This window comes from Nostoc favosum CHAB5714, from assembly GCF_020829495.1.
Lineage (GTDB): Bacteria > Cyanobacteriota > Cyanobacteriia > Cyanobacteriales > Nostocaceae > Nostoc > Nostoc favosum.
This window is the reverse complement of sequence record NZ_JAIVFQ010000218.1, coordinates 1-3,579: the sequence shown is the minus strand read 5'-3', so window position 1 is coordinate 3,579 and position 3,579 is coordinate 1. Positions and strand designations below refer to the sequence as shown.

The following is a 3,579-nucleotide window of genomic DNA, read 5'->3' as shown; positions in this document are numbered from 1 at the left end:
ACTGTTCCCAGGTCAGATTGCTACGGTATGCTTTAGTCATTCGCTCACAGGGTGCTGGTTTCTACAAAATTCAGCATACGCCTTGTGAGCTTTCTTACACTAGCCCCCCACTTTTAAAACATCCTCTTAGAATAAACCTGTTTATTTGCTTGTAACCATTCAGGTTGGGTCATAAAAAGTTACCTACTTGCTGTTTTAGCAAGTAGGCGTTAGTCAAAAGTAGTGGTTTTTGTTATTGCCATAACTGACTAATTAACCACAGACACTTCTCACAATTTGTAGAAACTCTCGTAAAACAGGTGTCATATCCTCTTGTCGCCACACTACAGCCGTTTCTACTAATGGTGTTTTCTCTTCTAAAGTGCGATAAACTACACCAGCCCTTTGAAGATTTTGCAAAGAAGACGGTACGATCGCAATCCCCATTCCTGCTGACACTAGCCCGATAATTGTTTGCATTTGGATTGCTTCTTGAGTCACTTTTGGGCTGAAATTTCCTTGCTGACAAAGACTCAGGATTTGATCGTAAAGTCCGGGGCCCAAATGGCGGGGGAACATAATAAAATTTTCGTCTTTTAGCTGGCGCACTGAAATATTTTCTTGTCTAGCTAAGAAATGAGTTTCTAGCAAAGCTACAATTAGTCCTTCTTGCTGAATGCATTCTTGATTGAAAGTGTTGTTTTCTAAAGGTGGATGGGCAAAACCTACATGAATGCGGCGATTGAATAGCGCTTGTTCTTGCTGAGTTGTCGTTAATTCTTGCAACACTAACTCCACCTCTAGAAACTGTTCTCGAAACCGCCGCAAAATCACAGGCAGCAAATCGTAAGTTACCAAGCTGGTGAAACCTACTCGTAGTTGTCCTTTCTCCCCCCTACCTGTCCGTTGAGTCAGATCAATTGCCTTGGACAGCTGAGCGAACAATTGATAAGCTTCTTGCAAAAATACTTGTCCGGCTTCCGTTAGCTGCACCTGTCGTTTAGTTTTGCGTTGAAAAAGTTCTACCCCAAGGGATGCTTCTAGCTGCTGAATTTGCTGGCTTAAGGGCGGTTGAGCGATATGAAGTCGCTCTGCGGCTTTACTAAAGTGTAGTTCCTCAGCTACAGCAATGAAGTAGCGCAGGTGTCGCAGTTCCATAGTTTTGATATTTTATAAGTCTCAAATATTCATAAATATATATTGGACATGTCAAAAATTGCTACCTATCATACTCATATATGCAAGTAAAAAGTAAAAAGTAAAAAGTAAAAAGATTAGGACTTAGGCACAGGTAACGGAAAACGAACCACAGAGGACACAGAGTTCACGGAGGAATGAGAGTTTAAGAGGGTTTTGCGTAAGTCCTAAAGATAATCCCCATAAATAAATTTAGGGGCTTCTCTTTCAGAGACGCTGCGCGAACAAACCATTTTCTTTTACCTTTTACCTTTTAACTTTTTACTTTTGCCTTATTTGGTCAGAGGATGATGTAACTATGTCGGAGAATTTGAGAAGCCAAATTGTGACCCAAGGGGTACAGCGATCGCCAAATCGAGCTATGCTGCGTGCAGTTGGTTTTAAAGATGAAGATTTCAACAAAGCCATTGTCGGTATAGCCAACGGTTACAGCACCATCACCCCCTGCAATATGGGGATAAATCAACTGGCACTCATAGCAGAGGTTGCTGTTAAAACCGCCGGGGCAATGCCACAAATGTTTGGCACAATAACCATCAGCGACGGGATTTCGATGGGAACTGAAGGGATGAAATATTCCCTAGTATCGCGGGAAGTCATCGCTGATTCCATTGAAACCGCCTGTACTGGACAAAGTATGGATGGTGTGCTAGCCATTGGTGGTTGTGATAAAAATATGCCAGGGGCAATGCTGGCGATCGCTCGGATGAATATCCCTGCAATATTCGTTTACGGTGGCACAATAAAACCCGGTCACTACAACGGACGCGATTTAACCGTAGTCAGTTCTTTTGAAGCAGTAGGTCAATATAGCGCTGGAAAAATTGACGAAAAGGAATTATTAGAAGTCGAAAGTCGCGCTTGTCCTGGCGCTGGTTCTTGTGGAGGAATGTTCACAGCTAACACCATGTCTTCAGCATTTGAAGCGATGGGAATGAGTTTGCCCTATTCCTCAACAATGGCAGCCGAAGATGCCGAAAAAGCTGATAGCACGGAAAAATCGGCTTATGCGTTAGTCGAAGCCATCAAAAAACAAATCTTACCCCGGCAAATTATCACCCGCAAATCTATCGAGAATGCCATCTCTGTGATTATGGCGGTGGGTGGTTCGACCAATGCAGTGCTGCATTTTTTAGCGATCGCCCGTGCCGCTAATGTAGAGTTAACCATAGACGACTTTGAAACTATCCGCGGCCGTGTTCCCGTTTTGTGTGATTTAAAACCAAGTGGTAAATATGTAGCTACAGATTTACACAAAGCTGGTGGCATTCCCCAAGTAATGAAGATGTTACTTGTGCATGACTTATTGCATGGTGATAGCCTCACCATCAGCGGTCAAACCATTGCAGAGATATTGGCAGATATCCCAGAAGAACCATCCGCCAATCAAGATGTGATTCGGACTTGGAATAACCCGATGTATCCTCAAGGACATTTAGCCGTTCTCAGAGGTAATTTGGCAACAGAAGGGGCTGTCGCTAAAATTACCGGGGTGAAAAAACCAGTGATTACCGGGCCAGCACGAGTATTTGAATCGGAAGAAGCTTCTTTAGATGCAATTTTGGCGGGTAAAATTCAACCTGGTGATATTCTAGTCATCCGCTACGAAGGGCCTAAAGGCGGCCCTGGGATGCGAGAAATGTTAGCTCCCACTTCGGCAATTATCGGGGCTGGTTTGGGTGATGCTGTAGGATTAATTACCGACGGACGCTTTTCTGGTGGTACTTATGGCATGGTGGTTGGTCATGTTGCACCAGAAGCAGCAGTTGGTGGTGCGATCGCCCTTGTAGAAGAAGGCGATAGTATTACGATTGATGCACCCGCACGCCTCTTGCAGTTAAACATATCTGAAGAAGAATTAGCCCGTCGTCATGCCAATTGGCAGCCTCCGGCTCCGCGCTACACTAAAGGCGTTTTGGCGAAATATGCCAAATTAGTATCTTCTAGTAGTATTGGTGCTGTGACAGATTTAGACTTGTTCAATAACTAGTTATTAAGCCAATAGCCATTTAAGTTTCACTTTTAAAGTTTTGAGGAGTCAAAGAAGAGGAAAGGGGGCAGGGGGCAGGGAGCAGGGGGGAGAACCCCATAAATAAATTTAGTTGCTCTGAAATAAGGACGCATTATTTCTCGTGCTACGCATCTCGAAATAAATATTTTTGCTTTTGGGCATAAATAAATTTAGGGGCTTGAAACCCAGATGGTAAGTGAATTCCAGAATCTTTCTCCCCTGCCCCCTGCTCCCCTGCCTCTTTGGTCAGGAGCCAGAATAAAGATGCCTCCTGACTCTCTACTTCAGGCTAGATTCAGCGCTGTTGACAAGCTTCTTTAGATTTAAAGAAGGGCAAATGCTTTTGGCATTAATGAGATTTTTCCTTTAGTACTATAAGTGTTTACAAGCTG

The 3,579-nt window shown here is 43.7% G+C and carries 2 protein-coding genes; one reads left to right on the top strand and one right to left on the bottom strand.

Features of this window, described 5'->3' with window-relative positions; genetic code table 11:
• Positions 1-252: 252 nt before the first annotated feature.
• The gene (locus LC586_RS39975; RefSeq protein WP_229491306.1) at positions 253-1,137 is read right to left on the bottom strand and encodes a LysR family transcriptional regulator; all 885 of its coding nucleotides are present in this window, start codon (positions 1,135-1,137) and stop codon (positions 253-255) included.
• 337 nt (positions 1,138-1,474) lie between these two features.
• Between LC586_RS39975 and ilvD the strand changes: the two genes are divergently transcribed.
• Positions 1,475-3,166: a dihydroxy-acid dehydratase gene (ilvD, locus tag LC586_RS39970; protein ID WP_229491305.1), complete on the top strand. Its 1,692-nt coding sequence runs from the start codon at positions 1,475-1,477 to the stop codon at positions 3,164-3,166.
• Positions 3,167-3,579 lie beyond the last annotated feature (413 nt).

Coding starts and splice junctions, on each gene's coding strand:
- LC586_RS39975 (WP_229491306.1), bottom strand. CDS start 1,137: ATGGAACTGCGACACCTGCGCTACTTCATTGCTGTAGCTGAGGAACTA.
- ilvD (WP_229491305.1), top strand. CDS start 1,475: ATGTCGGAGAATTTGAGAAGCCAAATTGTGACCCAAGGGGTACAGCGA.